Genomic DNA, 21,280 nt, shown 5'->3' with positions numbered 1-21,280 from the left:
CTCACGTATCGGCACCTTTCGAGAGACGGGCGACGAGCGGAACCAGTGCCCCGGTGACCCGGTCCGCATGCTGAATCAGCACGGTTCCGATGATGCTCATGAACAGCACGTAGCCGACGGTGAACGCGGGAAGCACGGACTGGAACGCGACACCGCCGACACCGCCCGCGAGCGTTGCGATAATCAGAGAAAACTCCCCTCTCGGAACCATCCCCAAGCCAACTCGAAGCGAACGCGTCGGCGAGAGTCCGTAGGTTCGCCCCGAAACCACACCGCTGAGAATCTTGCCGAGGACTGAAAGTGCGATGGCGGCCAGCAACAGTCCGAGGACATCCCGGAGGAGCGTGACGTCCGTCGTCAACCCGATGGACAGGAAGAACACCGCGGCGAAGAGGTCGCGTGCGGGAGAGACGACTCGCTCGATTCGTTCCACGTGTCCCGTCTGGCTGAACGCCGTTCCGACGAAGAACGCGGCGACGGCTTCGCTGACGCCGCTCACGAGGGCGAAGCCCGCGATGAGCACCGTCACCCCGAGTATCCGCAAGAGGAACTGTTCGTCCGACTCGGTCGAGAATAGTCGTTCGACGACCCCCGTCCCATACCACGCGACGGCCGTCAGTACGGCGAGAAAACCGAACGCAGTTCCGATGGAAACGATGGCGCTCGTGATACTCCCGCCGCCGAAGGCGACTGCGGACAGAACCGCGAGATAGATCGCGATCAGGATGTCCTCGAAGACGAGAGTCCCCAAAATTGGACCGCTTTCCGGGTTCGCGATCCAGCCGTTTTCGAGCAACGATTTCGTGATGACGGCGCTCGACGAGATGTAGATGATACCCGCGAGGAACAGCGTTTCGAGGGGCGACCAACCGAACAGGACGCCGAGCGCCAGTCCGAGACCGAAGTTGACGGCGAAATCCACGAGACCGATCTTCCCGATTTCAGTTCGTGCACCGAGCAACTGGTCGATGCTGAACTCCAATCCCAGGAAAAACAGGAGGAAGACGATACCGAGTTCCGAGAGCAGGTCGATGACTTCCCGATTCTGGACGAGTTGGAGGGAGATTCCCCCGATAGAGGTCGGTTCGTGTGGTCCGATGAGGATGCCGACGACGATGTACGGCGGAATCACGGAGAGACTGATCCGATTGGCTACTGCGCCCGCGACGGCAATCGCCGTCAGCGCGATACCCACTTCGACGAGCAGTACATCGGCCATCAGTACCCCGTGTTGTCGTCGGGTTCCATCGGCTGATCGGCAGCGACGAGGCCAGCGAGGGAGGCCTGTTCCTCCCGCGTTCCGATCGTAACCAGGATGTCGTCCGATCGAATCGTCTCCTCCGGACCGGGGTTCGGGACCGTCTCTTTCCCCCGTTGAATCGCGATAATGGAGACGCCGGTTCGATTACGCAATCCCAGCGACTGAAGCGTTTTCCCGACCACGTCGGAATCCGCTGGCACGTCGACCCATTCGATGATTGCGTCACCGAGCGGTACGGTTACGTCCTCCAATTCGACGGGTTGGAAGTAGGCCCCTTCGAGGATCGATCCGACCTGACGGGCCTGTTTCCCGGTGAGCGAAAACAGCCGTTCGCTGTCCGCGTCGTCGTCGGGGCGAAGATATATCTCACGTCTCCCGTCGTGGTGCAGGAGGATTACCAGCCGAGTTCCATCGGCGGTGTCCACCTCGTACTTCTTCCCGACGCCGGGAACGTCGGTTTCGTAGACCGTCATACGATGTGGGTATCCCGCGAAGGCAGATAAACCTCGGTTTTACCTCGAAGTGCCGTCGAACGACACCGGACGACCATTGGAGACGAGGTTGCCGCGTCGCCCGGCCGAACTATATCCATCGGTACCTAACCCACTAGCTCGGAGATGACCTTCGCGACGGCCTACCTCGAAATAGAGAAGGAGGACGCACACGAGCACATCATGAAGTCCGTAGAGGGTCTTCGCTCGAAGACGGTCGACGACTCGATAGAGTACCGAAACGCGAGCGGGATGCTCCTCGCCATCCTGTCGGAGACGGACGAAGTGACGGGGGCGAACACGAAGCTACGATACCAAATTTCGGTGATCGCCCCGTTCCTCGCCCACGGTCGAGTGAAGGCGGAGGAAATCAGAGCGGCGGTCGACGAGTACCGAGTCGAAGGATAGTCCTCACAGACCGGTCGGCGCATCGATGAAGGTCGTCGTCAGCCCCCATTCCTCGGCGAGCGATTCGAGCGACTTCACGCCGAACGTTTCCGTCGCGTAGTGTCCCGCGAGGAAGACGTTCAGCCCCGCTTCACGCGCTTCGTGGTAGACCTTTTGCTTCCCCTCCCCGGTAATGAGCGCGTCCGCGCCGACCTCGACGGCCTCGTCCAACCAGTCCACGCCGCTTCCGGTGACGATGGCGACGTGGTCGATCTCCTCGGGGCCGAAGTCGAACTGCTGGACGTCCCGCCCGCCCGTGTCGAGTTCGGACGAGAGGACGTCGCCGATTTCCGCCCGCGTGAGGTCGCCGTGTCCCTGCTGGCCGATGTGCTCCGGTCCCGTTCGTCCGAAGGGTTCGCGCGATTCGAGTCCCAACAGATCCGCAACCCCTGCCGCGTTGCCGAGTTCGGGATGCGAATCGAGCGGCAGATGGGAGACGTACAGCGCCACGTCGTTCTCGATGAGCGGCGCGATTCGTCGGTAGTCGCGGTCGGTCACGCGCTCGATGCCGCCCCACGAGAGTCCGTGGTGGACGACCAGCGCGTCGGCGTCCCGCTCCACCGCTTCCTCGATGGTCTGCTCGGCGGCATCGACGGCGAACGCGACGCGTTCGACGTCTACTTCTTCGGGGTCGTTCGGCCCGACTTGCAACCCGTTCGCGCTGGCGTCGATGTCGGCGAAGTCATCGGTTCGGAGTCGGTCGTCGTACCGTTCGGTGAGTTCGGCGAGGTTCATGCACGGGTATCGTGTCGGCGTCGGTTTGTAAGCCCCGGCTTGCACGTCCCGATTCCAGTTTCGTTTCGTCGTCCGGACCTTCCGTTTCACCTGCCATCACGGTTAAGCCAGCGGGGGAGCGATGTTCATTTCCCCTATATCGGGGGAAGCGATACCGAGGTGAACGAATATGAGCAAGTTCCGGAAGGTCATGGCTACGTGGCGACGAATCCCACGACGATTCCGACGACGTATCATGCGCAAAGTACGGCGAGCGCTCTAACTGCGCCTCAGTCTCGCTTTTTGGGAAAAGAAAGGTCCGTTAGTTGCCGCTCTTCGCCGCCGAAAACACGAACTCCCGCAATAATTTTCCGCCGAGCGTCGCGGCCTGGCCGTCGTCCCGGTCGTTGACCTCGACGACGTCGAAACCGACGACGTCCGTCGTTTCCGCGACGGCGCGGACGACGTCGCGCATCTCCCGTGAGGACAGACCGAACGGTTCCATCGTACCGGTGCCGGGTGCGAACGCGGGGTCGGCACCGTCGATGTCCACGCTGAGGTACGTGCTATCGTCCTCGTCGAAATCCGGTTTCCAGTCGGCCGCCTCCTCGGGCGGGACGACGGTCACGTCCGATTTCGTAGCGCGCTCCCATTCGTCCTCGCTACCGGTTCGAGCGCCGATGATCACGGCCTCGTCGACGGTGTCGAGGACGCGGCGAGTGACGGTCGCGTGACTGAGGGGATTGCCGTCGTACTCCTCACGCAAGTCGAGGTGGGCGTCGAGGCAGACGAACACGTTTGGCTCGGTGGCGCTGACACCCGCCCCCGTGATGGTGTGTTCGCCACCGAGAAGCAACGGGCACGCGTCGTCCCAGACGACGTCGGTGACGACGCCTTCGAGGTACTCCAGATACTCCTCTGCATCGTCCCACGCGTACACGTCGCCGTGGTCGTGAACGTTGAGTTCGGAAAAGAACTGCCCGGTTCGATGGTCGTAATCGTCGAAGGTTCGGGCGTACTTTCGGATTTCGTCGGGACCGAACCGTGTACCGGGCTGAAATGAGGTGGATACGTCGAGCGGCGCACCCACCACCACGAAGTCCGCTCGTCCGCGGTCAGTAGACGCGCCGGGAAACATTTAGCGTTCGATCTTGCGTTGTTCGTCCATCTCGAGGTATTCGATGGTGTCGTCGGGCGACAGTCCCATTCCCTCGGGCGTCTTGATGGTGATGGTCTCGTAGGTGTCGAGGTCCATGACCTGTGCGACGGTTTCGCTCTCGACGTTGACGACCTGTCCCTGTTTGCGGTTGATGATCGGGACCCAGATCTTCGCGTCGACTGGCTGGCTCATGCTTCGTTTCTTGTCGTCGAAGACGCCTTTGCCCTCGATACGGGCCTTCGCGCTTCCGTGTTTACCGGGTTTTGCGGTGCTGTAGGACTTGATAACACACGCCGCATCGTCCATCATCAGGTAGTTGCCTTCCTTGAGTTCGCGGACTTCCTTTTGCTCTTTCGCCATATCGCGGAATTGCGCTCCCTCCGGTATAAACCGTTTGGAAATGGCGCGCTGGCTCGGGAGGTTATAAGTACGAGAAACGCGCAGGAACCACGATTAGAACCCGGATGGGAAACGTTTTCCACGACGCATACGACCGTGGCTGACTCTCGTCAGTTTCACGAACGCCGTTTTCACGCCGTCCGTTACTTGGTCTTCACGACCGTCCTTCCGGACGATTTTTGCATCGCTTCGGTTTTCCGTCGGAGCGTTGACCTCGTTGTCGTTTGACCGACGACTTGGTGTTTGCTCCGCGTCTACGTCTTATCGACGTGGGCCATCCGGTGTGTTCCCGTGGTCCCAGCGACATTTGTACCTTGGTCATCTATCGTTATGAACCTTGTTCAGAAGTTCTGCCATGATACACGTGAACAAATGACATGGAAGTGTTTTTGCCCTCTCACGCGTATCGCCATTCATGCCGGAACATCCGCTGAAACAGCGGTTCGTCCTCGATACGTCACTCTTCCTCTCGGAGGAAATCCGCGACGAAGACGAGGGATTGGAAGACGCACTCGACCGTCTCCTCGACTCCATCGCCACCGCGAAACTCGTGCTCAACATCTCCTGTTACATGCCGCCGTCCGTCCACGACGAACTCACCAGCATCCTCGAAGAGCGCGACGTGTCCGAAACGACCGTCTCGAAGCTCGAAACGTGGGTCATCAAGAAGAATCCCGCCCGCTTCGAGGTGATGATCCCCGCCGAACTCGTCTACCGGTTCATCGACGAGATGAGCGGGCGCGTGGACAAAGGGCTACGCGTCTCCGAAAACGCCGTCCGCGAGGCGTCCGAGGACGGTCACACCAACGTCGGGTCCGTCATCTCCGACCTGCGTAGCCAGTACCGCTCGACCCTCCGTCGTGGCGTCCTGGACTCCCGCGAGGATTTCGACCTGCTCATCCTCGCCCGAGAACTCGATGCGGGCGTCGTCACCGAGGACACGGGCATCGTCAATTGGGCCGAGGATTTCGGCCTGCGATACCTTCGTGGCAGGGACTTCCCAGCGTTACTCGATTCGTATCTCGACGCCAGCGAACGTGTGTGAAAAGGGGAACAGCGGCCGTGTCCGGCGACATCGACGCCCCATACGCCTTCGACAGTCGTTTATCCGGCCCACTGTTATGCCCGGCTATGCATCCGTCGGGAGCCGACACCGTCCTCGTCCGGCACGGTGACGTGGGCGTGAAGAGTGGGAAAGTGCAGACCGAGATGGAAAAGCGGCTTCGGGACAACATCGCCGCGATACTCGAAACGAGGGATATCGACGCCGAAGTCGAGCGACGCTGGTCGCGCCTACTGGTCCACACGACCGAAGCTAACGTCGAGGAGGCGACGACCGCCGCAGCGGACACCTTTGGTGTACAGTCCGCCAGCCCCGCCGTGGTCGTCTCGCCGGAACAGGAGGTCATCGAGGAGACGCTGGCCAACGCGGCACGCGAGCAGTACGACGGCGGCACCTTCGCTGTCCGCGCCCGACGGGCCACCAAGGACCACCCGTTCACCAGCACGGAACTCGAACGGGAGGGCGGTACGGCGGTCTGGAACGCCGTGGAGGACCCGGAAGTCGATCTGGATGATCCCGACATCACGTTCTTCGTCGAAGTGCGCGACTCGGACGCCTTCGTCTTCCTGGAAAAGCGCGACGGCCCCGGCGGCCTCCCGCTCGGCACCCAGACGAAACTCGTCTCGCTCGTCAGCGGCGGCATCGATTCCCCCGTGGCGACGTGGGAAGTGATGAAGCGCGGCAGTCCCATCGTCCCCATCTACCTCGATTTGGGGGACTACGGCGGCATCGACCACCAAGCCCGGGCCATCGAAACCGTCCGAAAGCTCGCCAGATACGCCCCCAACCAGGACATGCGCGTCCGGAAGGTTCCCGCAGGCGAAGCCATGAACCTCCTCGGCGAGGAGGTCGGTCCCGCCCGCATGCTCGTCTTCCGGCGGTTCATGTACCGCGTGGCCGAGCACATCGCCAACGAGGAGTCCGCCCACGGCATCGTCACCGGCGAAGCCATCGGGCAGAAGTCCAGCCAGACGGCCCGAAACCTGGGCGTCGTGAGCACCTCGACCAGCATGCCCGTCCACCGTCCGCTCCTGACGATGGACAAGAGCGACATCGTCGCCCGCGCCCGCCGCATCGACACCTTCACCGAATCCACGATTCCGGCGGGCTGTAACCGTCTCGCGCCCGATTACCCCGAGACCAACGCGACCCACGAAATCGTGGACAACGCGGAGCCTGACGGGTTGTACGAACTGGCGAAGGAAGCGGCGGAGAACGTCGAAATCGTCGAGTTGTAAGTACCGCGTCAGTCGGAGTCGTCGCTCGACATCTCGGTCGCGGGGACGCCAGCGACGGTGGCTCCCGGGGGGACGTCCCGCGTCACGAGCGAGTTGGCGGCGACCCGTGCGTTGTCGCCTATTTCGACGCCGGGGAGGATGGTCGCGTTCGCGCCGATCATGGCGCGCTCGCCGATGACGACTTCGCCGGTTCGATACTCGTCCTGCAAAAACTCGTGACAGAGGATGGTCGCGTCGTAGCCGATGATGGCGTGGTCCTCGACGGTGATGAGGTCCGGCCAGAACACGTCGGGCGTCGATTCCAACCCCCACGACACGCCACGGCCGATCGTGACGCCGATTCCGCGTAGGAGCCAGTTTTTCAGTCGTAGGCTCGGGTTGATACGCACGAGCCAGATGACGATGTACTGTATCGCAACCCGAAGTGGACTCCGGGCGTCCGCCCAGTACTGCAAGGAGTTCAGGCCACCGGGGGTTTCGTGGCGCGTGATTCGCTCGTGGCGCCGGGTCGTATCGTCGCTCACGCCCGCCGCTTTCGTCCGAAATAGCTTGAACCTACCTCTCCGCTGGTCTCTCGTTTCGCGCGCTACCAACTCTCGACCAGTTCGAAAAACGGTTCGAGGTCGGTGACGGCGGTGGTCGGTTCGACCATGCCGGTTTCGGGGTTGTACTCCACGATACCCATCCCTTCGAGACGCGGGAGATGGGAGTGGACCAAGCCGATTTCGATCCGTTCGGGATTGCCGCCGTTTTCCGACCCCGCCATCTCTGCGAGTTCCGAGACGGTCGTCGCCTCGTCGTACTCCAACAGCGCGGAGAGGACGTGTCGGCGCTGGCTATTTCCGAGGACATCAAAGATCTCGTCACACGTGAGTTGCCGTTCCATACCGTTTTCATCAGGATGAACGGACTTGATTATAGGCCGACTGACGAACCGGTAGCCGGTGCGTACCGTTCAGTTACGGAGTTCCTGTACGTGGTCGATCCGGCGCTGGACGAGGTCGGCCGTCCCGATGTCGTGTCGCATGTGGAGACCCTCTTCGCCAGCGACGGAAAGCGCCTCCTCGGCGATTTCCTCGGCTTCTTCGATGGACTCTCCGAGACCGACGACGGCGAACGAGCGGGACGTCGTGGTGTAAATCCCGTCGTCGCGTTCGTCCACGCTGGCGTAGAAGAGGATGGCGTCGCCCGCGTTCTCCTCGCTGATCTTGACTTTCGCACCGGCTTCAGGGTCGGTCGGATAGCCGTCAGGAACCGCATACTTGCAGACGGTCGCCTTCGACTCGAAGGTGAGTGTGGGCAGATCCTCGTCGTCGCGTGCGGCGACGAGCACGTCGAGGAAGTCCGTCGCGAGGACGGGCAGGGTGTTCATCGCCTCGGGGTCGCCGAACCGGGCGTTGAACTCGATGACCTTCACGCCGTCGGCAGTGAGCATGAACTGACCGTAGAGCACGCCGCGGTAGTCGTCCAAGGCCGCGACGGTTTCCTTCAGCACGTCGACGGCCTCGTGGTAGTCCTCCTCGGACATGAACGGGAGTTCGAGACCGGCATCGCTGTAACTGCCCATGCCGCCCGTGTTCGGCCCTTCGTCACCCTCGTAGGCGCGCTTGTGGTCCTGAATCGCGGGCGTCACGCGCAGTTGGCCGTTCGCCACGAGCGCCTGCACCGTGAACTCCTCGCCGACGAGTCGCTCTTCGAGCACCACGCGCTCGTAGTCGCTGTCCCGCAGATACTCCTTCGCTTCCTCCTCGGTCACTTGGTCGCCGATGACTTTCACACCCTTGCCGCCCGTCAGTCCGGCGGGTTTCACCGCGAGGTCGCCGTCGTACTCGTCGATGAACTCGCAGGCCGCCTCCATGTCGTCGAAGGTCTCGAAGTCCGGACAGCCCGGAATATCGCGCTCCTCCATGAACCGCCGCTGGAACGCCTTGTCCGTCTCGATTCGTGCCTCGTCGGCGTGCGGACCGAAGGCGTAGATTCCGGCGTCGTCCAGCGCGTCCGAAACCCCTGCGGCCAGCGGTCCCTCGGGTCCGACCACGGCGAGCGTCGCGTCGACTTCCTCCGCGTAGGAGACGACAGCCGTCGTGTTCGTCGTGTCCAGCGTCTCGAAACCGTCGGCCAACCGGGCGATTCCCGGATTCCGGTTGCCTGCACAGGCGTAGAGGCTTGCGTCGCTCTCGGCCAGCGATCGGGCGATCGCGTGTTCTCGGCCGCCACCACCCACCAGCAGTACGGTGTCACTCATACCGCCACGATGTGGGCACAGCGGTGTAAAGGTTGCCGTTGGCAACCACGGAAGTATGCAAATTTGTGGTCATTTCAGCCGTTTCCATCACTCTCCTCGACGCGCTCAGTCAGTTCCGTGCGGAGCGACACCGCCACGTCCTCGAAATCCGCAATTGGGAGGTTGTCGCTCGTCAGCAGGATGCCGTGGTCGCCCACGATGACGCGACTGACGAATCCGTCCGAGAACGCGCGGATCGTTAGCTCGTACTCGCCGATATCCGGTGCGGATCCCTCCTCTTCGAGCCGCTGGTACGTCTCGTGTGTGCTGAATCCAAGCCGTTCGTTCGCCACCAAAACGGATGTACGTTCCATGGCCATCTCACGGTCCCCGCCGTACAGGTCGCTCCGAAGATACAGCAGTTCGGACGAGCTCGGCGTGAAGTGGATCACGCTCCGCAGCGTGTCCCCGATCCCCGTCCGACAGGTCACTGCGATCTCCTCCGCGAACGTCTCGTCGATGCCTGTTTCGGACATGTGAGTGATGTACGCTAGCGACACGCATGAGTCGTTGGAATGGTCGAACGGTCGAACTCATCATGCCAACACGTCTCCGCAACGTCCGAATCCGGAATTGTTTACCGGATGACCACCAACCCGGAGGTATGGAGAGTCTCAATCGGATGGCGCTCGAACTCGTGGACGAGGCCATCGACTTCGCGGACGAGTTGAACGTCGCCGCGTACGAACTGGAAAACGAGGCCACCGTGCTCGATTTCGGGGTCGAAACCGCCGGTGGAATGGAGGCCGGGCTTCTGCTCGCCGAACTCCAGACGGCCGGATTGGCGACGATACAGAGCCGGATGGGCGACGTGGCGGGCGTGCCGATACCAACCGTCGAACTCTCGACGGACCATCCCGCAATCGCCCTACTCTGCTCGCAGAAGGCCGGGTGGGAACTCGCCGTGGACGGGTTCGAAGGACTCGGGAGCGGCCCCGCACGCGCGCTGGTCGCGGAGGAGGACGAGTACCGCCGCGTCGGCTACACGGACGCGTTCGACTTCGCCGTCCTCGCCGTCGAATCCGACACGCCGCCGACCGAGGAAGTCGCGGAACACGTCGCCGACCTCGCCGAGGTGGACGCCAACTCCGTCTACCTCCCGACGTTCGCAACCGGGAGCATGGTTGGAAGCGTCTCGGTGGCGTCGCGGGCCGCCGAACTCGCCGTCTTCCGCCTGACGGAACTCGGCTACGATCCGCTTGCGATTCGCTCCGCGATGGGCTCCGCCCCGGTTGCGCCGATCAGCCACGACGAGGCGACGGCCATCGGGCGCACGAACGACGCGCTGGCCTACGGCGGGAAAGTCCACCTCACCGTGGAGGAGGAGTTCGACCGGTTCGACGAACTGCCGTCGACCGCGAGCGACGAGTACGGCACGCCGTTCGAGACGTTCTTCGATGACGCCGACTGGGACTTCGAGGAGATTCCGGAGAGCGTCTTCGCCCCGGCGCAGGTGACGGTGAACGTCGTGGACGGGCCGACGCACGTCCTCGGGGAGACGAACGATGACCTCCTGAAACGTAGCTTCGACCTGTGAAGTTCAAGCCCGTCCCCGAAGCGCCCGAGAACCTCGACTTCGTTCGGGACGTCCAGCGTGCCCTCCCGCTGGTGCCCGACGTGACGGACGACTGCTGTGCGCGAGTGATGCGACGGGCAGGGGTCGAAAACCGGGACGCCGCAGGAACGTGGCTCACGTTCCTGCGGGCGCTGGAACTGGCCGAGGAGACCGAAGATGGGACGTTCGTTCGTCGTCGCCGCGAACCGGAACGGAACGAACTGGCCGAATCGTTCCAAGCCCGCGTCTACGGCGCTTCGACCGTGCTGGGTATCCTGTTCGACGAAGATCCGCTCGAAGCGGACGCCGTTTTCGAGGCGTTCAGCGAGACGGTTCCATCGCGGGGACGGGATGGGGATTCGAGAGTCGAAGCGGTGGCGCGAGAGCGCGTCGGCAACGTGCTCGATTGGGCGGTGCTGTTGGGACTCGCGGAGCGAACGAACGGCGGCTACGTTCGAGCGTAGTCGCGTCATTATACAGTTTAATTGCCGTTATAAAATACAATTCCGGGTATAAACAGCGTTATAGGTTTCCAAGTGGCCAAACAATCTGTGACTAATGAATCAATCAAGCACAAATTGCGAGGAGAACTCGACCATGAGGAAATTCACAACCGACGAGTCCGATGACTTCAGTCCCCCTCCCCCTCGGTGCGTTCATTCGGAGGACCCTCGTCCGCCGACTGTTACGGCCGGTCGCGGCGTTCGTGTTCCTCGTCGTGGCGGGGGTCGTCGGGTTCAGCACGGTTCACGGCGTCGGGGTCGTGGACGCGTTGTTCTGGCTCATCGACCCGACGAGCATCGAACTCCACTTCCAAACGCACGAGGGCCCCGCGACGCTGGTCAAGGCGTACGCCATCGTGATATTCACCGGTCTGGTCGTCGTCGGACTCTGGATCGGTGAAACGTTCGTTTCGGCGGCGTTCGGCGGACAAATACACGAAGAACTACGACACATGCAAATTCAGCACGAAATCGAAAACCTCGAAAACCACGTCGTCATCTGTGGCTACGGAACGTTCGGAAAGACCATCGCGGCCCAACTCGACGAGTCGGGACGCGATGTGGTCGTCATCGAGACGAAGGAGACGGGGCATCGGAAAGCGATAGACGACGGCTTTCTCGCCGTCGAAGGCGATGCACGGCACGAGCAGGTTCTGGCCGACGCCGGTGTGTCGCGGGCGGAGACGGTCATCGGCGCGATAGACGACTCGAACGTCAACATCCAGATCATCATCGCCACCACCCAACTCGCACCGGGAGCGAAACTCATCGTCCGCGCGGGTGATGCGACGTACGAATCGCTCGCCCGGCAGGCCGGAGCGGACGAGGTCATCATCCCCGAAGTGGTGAGCGGCGAGCAGGTGTCGATGGCCCTCTCACACCCACAACGAGCGGAAAGACGGGTTTCGTAGCCCCGTTCACGCGGATTCACGAGCGGCCCGACATGGTCGCTTTTATTCACTCGTCGCGTACGTATCGGGAATGACGATCGATACCCTCCTCTTCGACTTGGACGACACCCTGCTGGAGTACGAACAGCGCTCGTGGGACGTCCTCGCGGCGTCGTTCGACCGCGTCGGTGTCGATTCGTTTTTCGACATTCCGGCGTATCACGCCCGTTACGACGAGTTCCTCGAATCGGGGGTAAGCGTGGACGACCAACGAGAGAACTGCTTCGCGGCGATTGCACGGGAGAACGGCTACGACGAGGATACCGGACGTGCGGTTGCGGCCGCGTTCGCCGAGATTCGAGACCACTCCCGAGTCCGATTTCTCCCCGGCGCGTCCGAAACGCTCGAAGCGCTTTCAGGAGAGCACGCGCTGGGAATCGTCACGAACGGCGCGCCGGAGATGCAACGGGCGAAGATGGCCGCGCTCGGCGTCGAACGGTACGTGGACACCGTCGTGTTCGCGGGCCACGACGCACCGGCGAAACCGAACCCCGAACCGTTCGAACGTGCGCTCTCCGAACTCGATGCCACGCCCGAACGCGCCCTGCACGTCGGTAACTCGCTCGACACCGACGTTCCCGGCGCGAAAGCCGCGGGACTCGGCGCGGTGTGGGTTCCGGCCGACCCGGACGAGACGCCCGACCCGACCCCGGACTTCGCGTTCGAGACGCTGCATCCGCTCAAAGAACGACCGTGGCTGGAACCGTAGCAAAACGAAGTACCGCTATTCGACCGGATGCACGTCGGTCACGGTCCCGACGCCCTTGCTCTGCCCCTCGCGGAAGACGAAGCGCTGGCCTTCCTCCACGAGGTACGGACGGAACTTGAATCGAACCGTCGTTATCCCTTTATCGCCCGGGAGGAGATGGCCACCCTCAGGTTCGAAGACGGCGGTTTCGCTGATGGTTTCGAGATGGACGACGGGTTCGTATCCGGTGCCGATGCGGGTGGGGTGGTTGAGCACCATCACCTCGGCCTCGAACTCCCGGACGGGTTTCAGGTCGGCGTTCGCCGGGAGCAACACCATTCCGCGTTCGATTTCGGGCTCTCTGACCCCTTTCAGTGCGATACCGACGATCCGGCCCGCCTTGGCCTCGTCCACGCGGTGATAGTGCATCTCGATGGAGCGGACTTCGACGGTTCGGAAGTTCCCGTCGGCCATGGGACCGAGGAGGAGTTCGTCACCCGCCTCGACCGATCCGGAGTTGATGGTACCGCTGGCGACCGCACCGACGCCGGTCACGCTGTAACTGCGGTCGATGTACATCTTGAACTCGCCGCTGTCGGCCGTCGTCTTCGGCAGTCGCTCGAACATCGTATCGAGCGCGTCGAGTCCTTCCATCGTGACCGCGCTGGTCATCAGGATCGGGACGACGTTCTCGTTTACCTCCTCGATGGCGACGTCGATGCCGTGGCGTTCGACGCGGAGCGGTACCTTCCCCACTTCGCGGAGGAGTTGTTCGACTTCGGCCTCGACCTCCGTCGCTCGCTCCTCGCTCACGGCGTCGATCTTCGTGATGGCGACGATGGTCGGAAGTTCGGTCGCCAGCAGGATACCGAGGTGCTCGCGTGTCGTCTTCGTCGGGCCGTCGTCGGCCGCGACGGTCAACAGGCCGTAGTCGAGTTTCTGGCCGACGAGGCCGCGAATCGTGGTCCGAAGCCACGGTTCGTGGCCGACGGTGTCCACGAAGGAGACGAGACGGTCGCTCTCCTCGACCACGCGAGCGCGGTCGGTTTTCCGATGCGGATTGTCCATGCGAACCGGCCCGTCGTCATCGTCGAAGCCGTACACTGCATAGGAGAGGTCCGCACTGAGGCCGCGCTGTACCTCGTGCGGTTGGACGTCGAGGTAACCGCGCGTCTCGCCCTCGCCGTCGTCGGCTTGACCGGTGACGAGACTCCCGACGAGCGTGCTCTTCCCGTGGTCCACGTGGCCCGCCGTGCCAACGACGATGTGTTCGCTGTCGATGTCGAGGACGGCACCTTCGCGGATGGTGGCGACGCCGACCAGTCCGCCGCTCCCGTTTCGCGTCGAAGCGCGGATGCTGGTCTCGTCGGCGTCGATACCCCACGTCTGGACGTCCTCGATGTGTGCCCCCGCTTCCTCGGCGAGCAAGGAGAGCACGTCCATCGTTTCGGAGAACACGTCCGGTTTGATGCCCGCTAGCCCGCCGTCGTCGGTGACGCCGACGACGTACGTCGCTTCGCCGTCCCCGGAGAGGACACGGTGGCGTAGTTGTGCAGCGAGACTTTCCATTCGCCCGTGGGCGAGGTGGATCTCCCTCGTGAGTCGTTCCTTGAACTCCACGCTGCCACCTTCCTGCTCTCCCCGGTCGAGAGCGCGCTGTAAGGCGGCGCGGTCGGCGCTCATGGAGGCGAATTAGGGATGATAGGTCAAAAGGGTTGCCCGCGTTAGGGGTCGGTTTACACCGAATCGGTACGGACGGCTCGGGAGTTGTATTTAGACGTTCGCTTCGACGGATTTGTCGCGCACGAACCGGACGGGGACGTTACTGCGACGCATCCGACCGCTCGTGACGATCGTCGCGCTTGGCACGTCCTCGTCGATGGAAAAGACGTACCACACGGTCGTGGAGTCACCCGATTCGAGTACGCCGGAGTGGCCGGTCGTGTTCGTGAGCGTCTGTGCGCCCAGCAGCGACCCGTTCGAGCGAACGGCGAAATTCTGCGATTGCAGGCCGACGGTATCGTCGCCGTCGTTCGTGACGTTCATCGAAACGAGAAGGAACCGTTTCCCGTCCCTCGCTTTGTACACGCCGTCGTCCCCTGTCTTCGGGTTCACCTTCGGGACGCGTTTCGCGTTCCAGCGGACTTCGAGCGGGTTCGCCGCGTTCGGGGTCGCCGTCGAGTCCGCGGAGACGTTCCACCCGTCGTCGGTCGCGACGTGACCGCCAGTACCGAGAATCGTCGGGGCGACGACGGCGGCGAGCGCGATAGCGAGGACCGCGACGACGACGCCAGCGACCATCTTTCGAGAAAACGCGTCCGGAATCGGGAGGGAGTCGGGAAGCGAAATCGGGAGTGGGCCGATTCCATCCGTGTCACCCGATTCGTCCGCCCCAGTCGCGTCGCCGTCGGCGAACTGCTCGACGAGGTCGTGGAGTTCGCGCGCTTCGACGATGGTCCGTAGTTTCTCGCCATCGACCAACTGGATGCCCGCCTGCGAGCCGATTTTCTCCGCGTCCTCGGTGAACGTTCCCGGAGTGACGACGGCACCCTCGTTGACGCCGTACTGCTGGCAGATCTTGACGAACTGCTGGAGTTCCTGCCCGCTGACGCCGTCCCCCGTTCGCGGCGTGGCCCAGATGAGTCCTTCCGCGCCCTCCCGCTGGAGGGCGACGAACGTCTTTTCGGACTTCTCTTTCACCGTCGTCGTCCACCCCTGTTTCCGCCAGAGAGTCGCGACGAAATCGGGAAACGCGGACTGTGGTATCTGTCGTATCATGGTCTGGGGAGGGACACCTGGTTTGTGCTGATATGGTCAATCATAGTATAAAAACTATCGTACATATTCACCCCTGTGCCCGGCGAACGACGAGAACGGCCGCCGCCGCGAGTGCCACGAGCGCAACCGGGATTCCGAATCCCGGCAGACCGTCCTTCGACACCGACTGGGCAGTGATTGACTGCTGGGTCGTAACCGGTGGGACGGTTTCCGTGGTCGTCGTAGTCGTCGTAGCCGTGGATGTATTCGTCGTGGTAATCGTGGTCGTCGTCGTGCTGGTAGTGGTCGTGATGGTCGTGGCGGTGGCGGTCGTCGTAGTCGTAGTCGTCGTGGTCGACTTCTCCGAACTGGACGCGACGACACCCGGGAGGGTTTGTTCCTGATCGCGGAGTTCGACCGTGAACGTCCGTCCCGATTCCAACCCGCTGAAATCGAACGTCGCTCCGAACGTTCGGTCTTCCGTGACCGTCGCCGTCTTCGGCCAGAAGAACGCCCCGGAACCCTTGTCGTGGGCGGAGATGTTTATCGTCGTTCCCGGCGCGAGATTCGTCGTCCCGCCGACTTTCGTCTTGCCGTCCACCACCAACACGTCGCCCGAGTGGTCGAGCGAGACGCGGCGTTTTTCGACGGTGAAGTTCGTGCTCGCCGTCTCCGTGTGGGCGACCAAGGGGTTGTCTTCCCCGATCTCGAACGTGGCCTCGTAGCTGTCACCGGCCTCGATTCCGTGTGCGTCGGTGCCGAGCATCAGATACAGAACGTCGTTTTCGTCGTCTATCAACAGCCGTTTCGCCTCGTCACCGTCGAACTCGTTCGCGACGGTGTTTCGCTTCGCGTTCGTCTCACGGAAGTGAACCCGAACGTCCTCGCCGCTCCCGTCGAGCATGGACTTGTCGAGGAACCCGGACATGCCGGAGACGTTGACGGCGAGGACGAGTTGATCGTCCTTCGCAACCGTCCCGTTCTCGGTCCGGGAGACCGACGCGCGCAGGTCGTCCGCCGTTTCGAACTCCGACACGTCCGTCTTTTCGGGAAGGACCCCAGTGCGTGCCGCCCCCAACGTGTGCTTTTTCACCGTGAACGAACCCATGTCCTGCGTGACGCCATCGACCGTGACGTTCATGTCGTACACGCCGGATTGCAGCGGTCCCTTTTCCGATGGAATCCGCACGTTCGGCGTTCCCTTGATTCCCCCCTTACCGACCGTCACGGTGCGGTTCGGGTCGGCCGCTCGGTACGTGTTGAGGTCGAGCGTCGTCGTCCCGCTCGTGACGTTCACCTGCACCCAGAAGCCGTTAGCCGTTGATCCGATGTTCACGGTTCCTCCGTGATCCGTGTGGACGGTGATCGGAATCACGTCACCACGGTCGTTAGTGGGTGAGTTGTTGACGAAAGTGGCGCTCTGTCCGTCCGCGATACCCGACGAAAACGGTCCAACGGCGAGCGTACAGAGGAGGACGGCGACGACCACCAGTGACGCGGCGCTTCGAGTCGCCATCAAGTGACAAACCCTCCGCATGATTTTGTGAACTTGTGTCGAAACACAAGATCCCGGCACATTTGGGACCTGATGGCCGGTGGAGATAGTGTCGTCATTGTTTAGTACTAGATGTGTTATGAATCATCCGTAATAAATTCGTCCGTCAGTACCGCGCGTGATAATCAGGAACCGTCAGCAATTCGTAGTGTTCGGGGAGTCGAGCGCTACGTAGACCAGTCGTTCAGTCGTAAACGCGTCTACTCGCTGAAACTGTCGTAGTAGAGCACGCCGAGTACGGTCCGCCCGTCGTACACGCCGTCCTCCGCGATTTCCTCCCGCAGTTCGTCCATGGTCGTCGTGGCGGACCGAATACTCTCGTTGTGGTCGAGGTCCTGTTCGCCGGTCGGGGTGCAGTCGTAGGCGACGAAGTAGTGGTGGACGCTGTCGGCGTAGCCGTTTGCGGGTTCGACGGTCGTGAGGTGACTGACGCGGTCGGTTTCGTAGCCGGTTTCCTCGATCAGTTCGCGTCGGGCGGCGGCCGCAAGGTCGTCGTCGTCGGGTTCGACGCCGCCGACTGGGAGTCCGCGGGAGACCCGCGACACGGCCTGTCGCCACTCCTCGATGATCACCACGTCGCCGTCCTCGGTGAACGGGAGGACGACCACGCTTTCGGGTTCCGTGATGTAATCGAAGTCCGTCTCGGTGCCGTCCGGCAGGCGGACGTTCTCGTTTCGAACGTCGAACCCCGGACAGTGGTAGGCAACGTCTGAATCGACCGTCTCCCACGCGAGCGGGTCCTTGTCGGATGCCATATGCAGTCTGTCTCGGGCGGGAACAAAGACACACCGGTCTTCCGAACGCCGTCGAAGCGAACGATAGCGTTCGACAGTCGACCGTCGGGCCGGTAGGCTACCGTTGCCGCCGAACTACCGACAGAACGGTTACCGTGCTTTATTCGTGATGGCGTCGGATTCCATCCGGGATTCATGAACACGAAGCGGATCAGCCGACGAGGGGTACTTGCAGCGTCGGCCAGTGTGGTCGGGGTGTCGGGAATGGTCGATACGACGCGACCGACGAAAGCGGAGGGAACGAATGCGACGAGGGGGAATACCATCAATCACCTAGTCATTTTCGGCGGAAGTCCGAAAGCGGTCATCGAATACGAATTCTCGGTGAGCGGTCGTCTCCGGAAGAGTGGAAGCGGCGATGGCGCGCCCATCGCCGACCGATTCGTCACCATCGACGGGGAAGACCGTATTTCGAACCGGGGGCAACACGCCAGCGGCGCGATAGCCGGAGGCGGGGACGCCTATCGATTTACCGGACGAATCACTCGATTTCGGGTTTCGCTGTCGGCCAAGCGGCAGAACGAGGTCAAAATCTATCTCAACGGTCGTCGGGTCCGTCCGGACGAACTCGGCGATGCACCCGCCGCGAACACGCCCATAGAGTTTCTCGACTGCAACACTGCGCGAGTGAAAGGGTCCTTCCGGGGCGTCGAAATGAACACGAGTTTCTGGGACGAGACGGGTCTCGGGACGAACGTGTTGTTTCCGGGGCCGATCAGTGGAACGACCATCCTTCATCCGGCGGCGGCACACGACCCGTATCCGTTCGCCATCGACTCGGTGAGCCTCGACACGCGAAAGTTGGAGTACCCGGGGCAACCCGCGAAGTTCACGGCGGACAATCCGTACGCCGGGCCGTGGTGTCGGAAGGCGAAGGGACACCGGTCGCGGACCGGCAACGAATCGGGTGGGAAGGGTAAACGGGAATCGAACGAGAAGTCGGGGAAGCAGTCGGCACGTATCGAGTTCCTCGGCTGTGAGAAGGCGGTGGTGACTGGGAAGTTCGAGCGAGTGACCATCAACAGTTCGTGGTACGACTCGTCGGGGATCGCCACGTCGTACAGCGAAATCGGACCGGTGAGCGGTCGAACGCGGATCGACCGTTCGAACGTCGGTGACGTCGGCGAGTCGGGATTCGTCGTCGTGAACATCACCGCCTACGAGTCGGGGAACGGGAAGGCGACGATTTCGAAGCGAAACCCGAATACGAAGGCGTGTGATCGAAAGCTCAAGCAGGAGGCGACGACAACCGAGACGGAAACGGCGACAACGGAGACGACGACCGAAACAAAGACCCAAACGAAACGAGGGACGACACGACGGGAAACTGCCAACCCGACGACAACCCGACAGCGGGAGACCGGCGGGGAGACCAGTACGTCACGGGAGTCGAGTACGCCGGCGGAGAGCACGCCGAGCGACTCGCCTGACGCGCCGGACACCGGAGGCGGAACGGTAGGTGGCAGCGGAACGGCAGGTGGCAGCGGAACGGCGAGCGGAGGCGGAACGAGCGGCGGGAACGACACCGAGTGAGTCGTCGCGGAAGGACTCCACGCGGGGATTCGTCACGACCCGAACGCTCGATCAGACCTCACCGATTCGGAGTACTGGTTTGATCGTCCGCCCCGCCTCCAAATCCTCGGCTGCCCGGTTGACGTCCTCGAAGTCGTAGAATTCCACGAGTTCGTCGAACGGAAACCGACCTTGGCGGTAGAGATCGATGAGTCGGGGGATGAATACCTGTGGAATCGAATCGCCCTGCGAGATGCCGCGAATCGCTCGACCGCTCAAAATTCGACCCATATCGAGGTTCGGGTCCGGTTCGGTCGGCGCGCCACCGAGGAGTCCACAGGTCCCCGGTACGCGCGTCGCGTCCACGGCGGCCCGAACGACCGATGGAACGGAGGTCGTGTCCAAGGTGTTATCGACGCCGCCGTCGGTGATCGATCGAATTTCTCCGGAGAGATCGTCCGTGCTCCCGGCGTCGATAGTGTGGGTCGCGCCGAGACGGTTGGCCAGTTCGAGTCGCTCTTCGAGCAAGTCCACGGCGACGACGGTCGTACAACCGGACACGACCGCGCCCATCACGGCGCTCAGGCCGACAGCACCGACGCCGAAGATAGCGATCGACGTGCCCGCGTTCGGGTCGAGCGAGTTCATCACTGCGCCACATCCGGTCTGGATGCCGCACCCGAGGGGACCGAGCAGTTCGAGCGGAACGTCGTCCGGAACCCGAACGATCTGGCGCTCGTTGGCGATCGAGTGAGTCGAGAACGAGGACTGGCCGAAGAACAACCCGACGTTTTCCCCATTCCGGCGGAGCGGGGAGGACCCGTCCGAGCCGCGAACGCCATCGAAGTTGTACCGGGCGAACGCCGAACAGTAGGCCGGGTTACCTTCCGCACAGTTTCGACAGGTCCCGTCGGTATCGTAGCTCAACACCACGTGATCGCCGGGCGTGATGCTCGTCACGTCGTCACCGACTGCTTCGACCACCCCTGCGCCTTCGTGCCCGGGAACCGCTGGGACCGACGTTCCGAACCCACCGTCGCGGACGGCGATGTCCGCAGGACAGACGCCGGTCGCGACGATTCGAACCAGTACCTCACCCGCTCTCGGTTCGTCGATGGAGAGTTCCTCGATGTGGAATCCGTCGGATTGCTCCGTTACGACGGCCGCTTTCACCTGCCGTTCCTTCATACCGATCCCGTCAGTCCGCCATCGACGCGGACGTTCTGCCCGGTCACGTAGCTCGCCGCTGGAGAGACCAGATACGCGACGGTATCCGCGATCTCTTCGGTCTTCGCGGGTCGTCCCATCGGAATTTTCGCTCGCATCTCGTCGTCAACCTCGTAGCTGTCCACGAAGCCCGGAAGCACGGCGTTCATGCGGATGTCGTCGCTGGCAAAGCGGTCCGCGTAGAGCTTCGTGAAACTCCCGAGCGCGGCGCGGAGCACCGAGGAGACCGGAAACTCGGTGCTCGGTTCGAACGCCGAAAAGGTCGAGATGTTCACGATCGCACCGCCGCCCTCCTCGCGCATGACCGGCGTGACGAGCCGCGCGGTTCGAACCGCGTTCAGGAGGACGAGGTCCACCCCGTCGTGCCACTCCTCGTCCGAGATGTCGAGGAGGTCGCCGGTCGCCGGATGGCCCGTGTTGTTCACGAGCGCGTCGATACGACCGTAGCGCTCCGTTGCGGCCGTTACCAGTGCATCGAGGTCGTCCGGATCGGTCACCGAGCCCTCGAATCCGACGCCGCCGAGGTCCTCGGCCACATCGACCGCCGCACCGGATTTCGAGAGGAGGACTGGCGTGTAGCCATCGTCCGCGAGCCTTCGAGCGCACGCTTCGCCGATACCCCGCCCGGCGGCGGTGACGATCGCAACGGTTTCGGAATCCATGCCGGAGAGTCGTCGCGGACG

General features: G+C 62.6%; 23 protein-coding genes. 8 read left to right on the top strand and 15 right to left on the bottom strand.

What is annotated here, in order from left to right; translation table 11 throughout:
* Window position 1: 1 nt before the first annotated feature.
* Complete coding sequence (locus NKF26_RS04160) at window positions 2-1,219, bottom strand: cation:proton antiporter (protein WP_253234020.1); 1,218 nt, start codon at window positions 1,217-1,219, stop codon at window positions 2-4.
* A complete protein-coding gene (locus NKF26_RS04155; protein ID WP_253225482.1) occupies window positions 1,219-1,734 on the bottom strand; it encodes a cation:proton antiporter regulatory subunit in 516 nt (171 codons plus the stop codon). The genes NKF26_RS04160 and NKF26_RS04155 overlap by 1 nt, the downstream gene beginning before the upstream one ends.
* Window positions 1,735-1,878: 144 nt before the next feature.
* Between NKF26_RS04155 and NKF26_RS04150 the strand changes: the two genes are divergently transcribed.
* Window positions 1,879-2,160: a hypothetical protein gene (locus NKF26_RS04150; RefSeq protein ID WP_253225481.1), complete on the top strand. Its 282-nt coding sequence runs from the start codon at window positions 1,879-1,881 to the stop codon at window positions 2,158-2,160.
* A gap of 3 nt (window positions 2,161-2,163) precedes the next feature.
* On the opposite strand, the gene NKF26_RS04145 is transcribed toward NKF26_RS04150, so the two are convergent.
* From NKF26_RS04145 to NKF26_RS04135, 3 genes are all read right to left on the bottom strand, one after another.
* Window positions 2,164-2,934, bottom strand: coding sequence for a Nif3-like dinuclear metal center hexameric protein (locus tag NKF26_RS04145; RefSeq protein ID WP_253225588.1), 771 nt, complete (start codon window positions 2,932-2,934; stop codon window positions 2,164-2,166).
* A 301-nt stretch (window positions 2,935-3,235) separates the two neighbouring features.
* Window positions 3,236-4,051: an agmatinase gene (speB, locus tag NKF26_RS04140; protein ID WP_253234019.1), complete on the bottom strand. Its 816-nt coding sequence runs from the start codon at window positions 4,049-4,051 to the stop codon at window positions 3,236-3,238.
* Entirely contained in the window at window positions 4,052-4,432 is a 381-nt protein-coding gene (locus tag NKF26_RS04135; protein WP_066141637.1) for a translation initiation factor IF-5A, read from the bottom strand. It abuts the gene before it with no gap.
* Window positions 4,433-4,886: 454 nt separating this feature from the next.
* Between NKF26_RS04135 and NKF26_RS04130 the strand changes: the two genes are divergently transcribed.
* Together NKF26_RS04130 and thiI are read left to right on the top strand one after the other, a co-directional pair.
* Window positions 4,887-5,516, top strand: coding sequence for an RNA ligase partner protein (locus tag NKF26_RS04130; protein ID WP_253234018.1), 630 nt, complete (start codon window positions 4,887-4,889; stop codon window positions 5,514-5,516).
* An 86-nt stretch (window positions 5,517-5,602) separates the two neighbouring features.
* The gene (gene thiI, locus NKF26_RS04125) at window positions 5,603-6,772 is read left to right on the top strand and encodes a tRNA uracil 4-sulfurtransferase ThiI (RefSeq protein WP_253225478.1); all 1,170 of its coding nucleotides are present in this window, start codon (window positions 5,603-5,605) and stop codon (window positions 6,770-6,772) included.
* 8 nt (window positions 6,773-6,780) lie between these two features.
* Here thiI and NKF26_RS04120 read toward each other — a convergent pair whose 3' ends face one another.
* From NKF26_RS04120 to NKF26_RS04105, 4 genes are all read right to left on the bottom strand, one after another.
* Complete coding sequence (locus NKF26_RS04120) at window positions 6,781-7,296, bottom strand: DapH/DapD/GlmU-related protein (RefSeq protein ID WP_066141628.1); 516 nt, start codon at window positions 7,294-7,296, stop codon at window positions 6,781-6,783.
* Window positions 7,297-7,358: 62 nt separating this feature from the next.
* Entirely contained in the window at window positions 7,359-7,658 is a 300-nt protein-coding gene (locus NKF26_RS04115) for an ArsR family transcriptional regulator (RefSeq protein WP_253225476.1), read from the bottom strand.
* Between the two features lie 69 nt (window positions 7,659-7,727).
* Entirely contained in the window at window positions 7,728-9,017 is a 1,290-nt protein-coding gene (gene purD, locus NKF26_RS04110) for a phosphoribosylamine--glycine ligase (protein ID WP_253225475.1), read from the bottom strand.
* A gap of 74 nt (window positions 9,018-9,091) precedes the next feature.
* Window positions 9,092-9,532 (bottom strand): hypothetical protein, encoded by a 441-nt coding sequence (locus tag NKF26_RS04105; RefSeq protein WP_253234017.1) that lies wholly within the window; start codon window positions 9,530-9,532, stop codon window positions 9,092-9,094.
* A gap of 128 nt (window positions 9,533-9,660) precedes the next feature.
* On the opposite strand from NKF26_RS04105, the gene mch reads away from it, so the two are divergent.
* The 4 genes from mch (at window position 9,661) to NKF26_RS04085 (ending at window position 12,773) form a co-directional block, all read left to right on the top strand.
* A complete protein-coding gene (gene mch / locus NKF26_RS04100; protein ID WP_253234016.1) occupies window positions 9,661-10,593 on the top strand; it encodes a methenyltetrahydromethanopterin cyclohydrolase in 933 nt (310 codons plus the stop codon).
* Window positions 10,590-11,075: a hypothetical protein gene (locus tag NKF26_RS04095; RefSeq protein WP_253234015.1), complete on the top strand. Its 486-nt coding sequence runs from the start codon at window positions 10,590-10,592 to the stop codon at window positions 11,073-11,075. Before mch ends, NKF26_RS04095 begins: the two co-directional genes overlap by 4 nt.
* Window positions 11,076-11,236: 161 nt before the next feature.
* Window positions 11,237-12,025 (top strand): TrkA family potassium uptake protein, encoded by a 789-nt coding sequence (locus NKF26_RS04090; RefSeq protein ID WP_253225471.1) that lies wholly within the window; start codon window positions 11,237-11,239, stop codon window positions 12,023-12,025.
* Window positions 12,026-12,095: 70 nt separating this feature from the next.
* Window positions 12,096-12,773 carry an HAD family hydrolase gene (locus NKF26_RS04085; RefSeq protein WP_253225470.1) on the top strand — a complete coding sequence of 226 codons (678 nt, stop codon included), beginning with the start codon at window positions 12,096-12,098 and terminating at the stop codon, window positions 12,771-12,773.
* A gap of 15 nt (window positions 12,774-12,788) precedes the next feature.
* Here the strand turns inward: NKF26_RS04085 and NKF26_RS04080 are convergent, their stop codons facing one another.
* From NKF26_RS04080 to NKF26_RS04065, 4 genes are all read right to left on the bottom strand, one after another.
* The gene (locus NKF26_RS04080) at window positions 12,789-14,435 is read right to left on the bottom strand and encodes a GTPBP1 family GTP-binding protein (RefSeq protein WP_253225469.1); all 1,647 of its coding nucleotides are present in this window, start codon (window positions 14,433-14,435) and stop codon (window positions 12,789-12,791) included.
* Between the two features lie 90 nt (window positions 14,436-14,525).
* Entirely contained in the window at window positions 14,526-15,530 is a 1,005-nt protein-coding gene (locus NKF26_RS04075; protein ID WP_253225468.1) for a restriction endonuclease, read from the bottom strand.
* 67 nt (window positions 15,531-15,597) lie between these two features.
* Window positions 15,598-17,025, bottom strand: a complete 1,428-nt coding sequence (locus NKF26_RS04070; RefSeq protein WP_253225467.1) for a BGTF surface domain-containing protein — start codon at window positions 17,023-17,025, stop codon at window positions 15,598-15,600.
* A 239-nt stretch (window positions 17,026-17,264) separates the two neighbouring features.
* The gene (locus NKF26_RS04065) at window positions 17,265-17,819 is read right to left on the bottom strand and encodes an NUDIX domain-containing protein (protein WP_253225466.1); all 555 of its coding nucleotides are present in this window, start codon (window positions 17,817-17,819) and stop codon (window positions 17,265-17,267) included.
* Between the two features lie 174 nt (window positions 17,820-17,993).
* Between NKF26_RS04065 and NKF26_RS04060 the strand changes: the two genes are divergently transcribed.
* A complete protein-coding gene (locus NKF26_RS04060; RefSeq protein ID WP_253234014.1) occupies window positions 17,994-19,391 on the top strand; it encodes a hypothetical protein in 1,398 nt (465 codons plus the stop codon).
* Between the two features lie 51 nt (window positions 19,392-19,442).
* Here the strand turns inward: NKF26_RS04060 and NKF26_RS04055 are convergent, their stop codons facing one another.
* Window positions 19,443-20,558, bottom strand: coding sequence for an NAD(P)-dependent alcohol dehydrogenase (locus NKF26_RS04055; RefSeq protein WP_253234013.1), 1,116 nt, complete (start codon window positions 20,556-20,558; stop codon window positions 19,443-19,445).
* Window positions 20,555-21,259 carry an SDR family oxidoreductase gene (locus NKF26_RS04050; protein WP_253234012.1) on the bottom strand — a complete coding sequence of 235 codons (705 nt, stop codon included), beginning with the start codon at window positions 21,257-21,259 and terminating at the stop codon, window positions 20,555-20,557. Before NKF26_RS04050 ends, NKF26_RS04055 begins: the two co-directional genes overlap by 4 nt.
* Between the last annotated feature and the right edge of the window lie 21 nt (window positions 21,260-21,280).

It is taken from the genome of Haladaptatus sp. AB618 (genome assembly GCF_024136965.1).
Lineage (GTDB): Archaea > Halobacteriota > Halobacteria > Halobacteriales > Haladaptataceae > Haladaptatus.
This window is presented reverse-complemented; position numbering and strand designations above follow the sequence as displayed.

Bases quoted from the DNA above. Each gene is read 5' to 3' on its own strand.
- NKF26_RS04080 (WP_253225469.1), bottom strand. From the start codon at position 14,435: ATGAGCGCCGACCGCGCCGCCTTACAGCGCGCTCTCGACCGGGGAGAG.
- purD (WP_253225475.1), bottom strand. From the start codon at position 9,017: ATGAGTGACACCGTACTGCTGGTGGGTGGTGGCGGCCGAGAACACGCG.
- NKF26_RS04050 (WP_253234012.1), bottom strand. From the start codon at position 21,259: ATGGATTCCGAAACCGTTGCGATCGTCACCGCCGCCGGGCGGGGTATC.
- speB (WP_253234019.1), bottom strand. From the start codon at position 4,051: ATGTTTCCCGGCGCGTCTACTGACCGCGGACGAGCGGACTTCGTGGTG.
- NKF26_RS04055 (WP_253234013.1), bottom strand. From the start codon at position 20,558: ATGAAGGAACGGCAGGTGAAAGCGGCCGTCGTAACGGAGCAATCCGAC.
- NKF26_RS04060 (WP_253234014.1), top strand. From the start codon at position 17,994: ATGAACACGAAGCGGATCAGCCGACGAGGGGTACTTGCAGCGTCGGCC.
- NKF26_RS04115 (WP_253225476.1), bottom strand. From the start codon at position 7,658: ATGGAACGGCAACTCACGTGTGACGAGATCTTTGATGTCCTCGGAAAT.
- NKF26_RS04075 (WP_253225468.1), bottom strand. From the start codon at position 15,530: ATGATACGACAGATACCACAGTCCGCGTTTCCCGATTTCGTCGCGACT.
- NKF26_RS04135 (WP_066141637.1), bottom strand. From the start codon at position 4,432: ATGGCGAAAGAGCAAAAGGAAGTCCGCGAACTCAAGGAAGGCAACTAC.
- NKF26_RS04070 (WP_253225467.1), bottom strand. From the start codon at position 17,025: ATGGCGACTCGAAGCGCCGCGTCACTGGTGGTCGTCGCCGTCCTCCTC.
- NKF26_RS04160 (WP_253234020.1), bottom strand. From the start codon at position 1,219: ATGGCCGATGTACTGCTCGTCGAAGTGGGTATCGCGCTGACGGCGATT.
- NKF26_RS04085 (WP_253225470.1), top strand. From the start codon at position 12,096: ATGACGATCGATACCCTCCTCTTCGACTTGGACGACACCCTGCTGGAG.
- NKF26_RS04150 (WP_253225481.1), top strand. From the start codon at position 1,879: ATGACCTTCGCGACGGCCTACCTCGAAATAGAGAAGGAGGACGCACAC.
- NKF26_RS04155 (WP_253225482.1), bottom strand. From the start codon at position 1,734: ATGACGGTCTACGAAACCGACGTTCCCGGCGTCGGGAAGAAGTACGAG.
- NKF26_RS04105 (WP_253234017.1), bottom strand. From the start codon at position 9,532: ATGTCCGAAACAGGCATCGACGAGACGTTCGCGGAGGAGATCGCAGTG.
- NKF26_RS04090 (WP_253225471.1), top strand. From the start codon at position 11,237: ATGACTTCAGTCCCCCTCCCCCTCGGTGCGTTCATTCGGAGGACCCTC.
- NKF26_RS04145 (WP_253225588.1), bottom strand. From the start codon at position 2,934: ATGAACCTCGCCGAACTCACCGAACGGTACGACGACCGACTCCGAACC.
- mch (WP_253234016.1), top strand. From the start codon at position 9,661: ATGGAGAGTCTCAATCGGATGGCGCTCGAACTCGTGGACGAGGCCATC.
- NKF26_RS04065 (WP_253225466.1), bottom strand. From the start codon at position 17,819: ATGGCATCCGACAAGGACCCGCTCGCGTGGGAGACGGTCGATTCAGAC.
- NKF26_RS04130 (WP_253234018.1), top strand. From the start codon at position 4,887: ATGCCGGAACATCCGCTGAAACAGCGGTTCGTCCTCGATACGTCACTC.
- thiI (WP_253225478.1), top strand. From the start codon at position 5,603: ATGCATCCGTCGGGAGCCGACACCGTCCTCGTCCGGCACGGTGACGTG.